Source organism: Vibrio sp. OPT46, from assembly GCF_015163535.1.
In the GTDB taxonomy this organism is placed as follows: domain Bacteria; phylum Pseudomonadota; class Gammaproteobacteria; order Enterobacterales; family Vibrionaceae; genus Vibrio; species Vibrio alginolyticus.
The window spans coordinates 89,950-91,765 of record NZ_JADDYG010000074.1 but is presented as its reverse complement, the minus strand read 5'-3'; the positions used below and the strand labels follow the sequence as shown (position 1 = coordinate 91,765).

The 1,816-nt window shown below is 42.2% G+C and carries 1 protein-coding gene, 1 tRNA gene and 1 rRNA gene; 2 read left to right on the top strand and 1 reads right to left on the bottom strand.

The annotated features are described in order from the left end of the window. Positions 1-104 precede the first annotated feature (104 nt). Positions 105-221: ribosomal RNA gene (gene rrf, locus IQR33_RS03285) — 5S ribosomal RNA — on the top strand. Positions 222-266: 45 nt separating this feature from the next. Further along, positions 267-343 (top strand) — tRNA-Asp (locus IQR33_RS03280). A 746-nt stretch (positions 344-1,089) separates the two neighbouring features. On the opposite strand, the gene IQR33_RS03275 is transcribed toward IQR33_RS03280, so the two are convergent. Continuing rightward, positions 1,090-1,816, bottom strand: a 727-nt coding sequence (locus IQR33_RS03275; protein ID WP_193843513.1) for a cation:proton antiporter, incomplete at its 5' end; no start/stop codon positions are given.

The window sequence follows — 1,816 nt, the reverse complement described above, 5'->3', positions numbered from 1 at the left end:
GGCTTAACCATACAACACCCAAGGGGTTTTGATGGACTCAATGAAAGAACATTGAATGTGTAAGAACGAGAATTAAAAAACAGCTTTCCAGATTAAAGGATTTGCTTGGCGACCATAGCGTTTTGGACCCACCTGATTTCCATGCCGAACTCAGAAGTGAAACGAAATAGCGTCGATGGTAGTGTGGGGCTTCCCCATGTGAGAGTAGAACATCGCCAGGCTTTAAATTTTGGACACTTGCTTATTAAAGCGAGTGATACCACTGCGGAGTGGTAGTTCAGTTGGTTAGAATACCGGCCTGTCACGCCGGGGGTCGCGGGTTCGAGTCCCGTCCACTCCGCCACTTATATTAAGCCTCAGTCGAAAGACTGAGGCTTTTTTCGTTCTGGTTCCCCCGACTTACCTGAAACTCACTTTCATATTGAAACCTTGCATCTAGAGTTACGCTACCCTCTTCACATGGTTTTAATATCGTCGTGAACGAGCTAGCATGTAACTCTGTGCCTTAGTCTTAGCCTTATTCCGATACCAAGCTCTAACCAAAGCTCCTTTTATTCGATATTAGAAAATCTAGTTATATGACAGAGCTTAATTGTTTGAGGTGTCGCTTGTTTCTAATTTGAAAACAGGAGGACTTTGAATACAAGTTTAGTCTCACTGAGTTCAAGAGGGAAGGGATTTAAACTTCCGTTAAGGCTTTGCTACCTGGGTGCTAGCTCAGTTTTATCTCGGTGAGGTTTCTAACCCGTTTGGGTTCTGAACGCAATCACCCTAAATGTCTCTTTCTCATAAAAACACAAACTCGCTCATTGCTAAGTATTGTGGAAGTTTAACTTTGATGTTTGCGAGGAGCCTATATTGCCAAGGGAAGAGAAGTGATACAGATGAAAATGGGCAAATTAAAAGACTCGTTTATGAATACTATCTATCGGCAATAGTTAGTATCTATGAAAGTGTAGCGTAGCGATTCTTAGTATATTTGAAGGTATATCAAAGAATAAGGAGCATTCGTCCTTGAAGGGGAGTCTGAAAATTAGTTATGAAAAAAGCAGCTAGGTAGCTGCTTTTTATCTATTAAGTAACGTGTCTTTAAGAGTCCACTGGCTCCGTATGTTCCGGAGTGGTTATTGCTTGGTTATTCTCTTCCATCTTCTTCTCTTCTGCTTTTGCTTTTTCAATCATTGGGGTGATTGTTGAGCCTTGAATGAGGATAGAGAAAACAACGACGGAGTAGGTCATTACAAGAATAATCTCTTTTACATCGATTAACTTATCTTGAATCACCCAAATACCAGATGGAATGGAAAGTGCCATTGCCAATGCAAGGCCCCCGCGTAAGCCGCCCCACGTCAAAATACGTACTGACCACGGGTTATATTTTCTGTAACGCTTAAAGCCAATGTACGAGAGAAATACGCTTAAATAGCGAGCTGCTAGTACAAGAGGGACTGAAATAGCCATCATAATCCAGTCTTCTTTGTGGAATTCAAATAGCAGCATCGACATGCCGATCAGTAGGAATAACACGCCATTCAAGAACTCATCAACAAGCTCCCAAAAATGGTCAAGGTGATCTTCACTCTCTTTTGAAAAGCCAATAAAGCGTGTCCAGTTGCCAATCATAATACCGGATACAACCATCGCGAGTGGGCCTGATACATGGATGTATTCAGCAAATGCGTAACCTGCTGTTGGGACACCAATGGTAAGTAACAATTCCATTGAGTGATCATCGGTGGCACTGATCAAGTAGTGGAATAGCAAACCGAGGACGAAACCATATATGATACCACCGATAGCTTCTTGGATGAAGAGC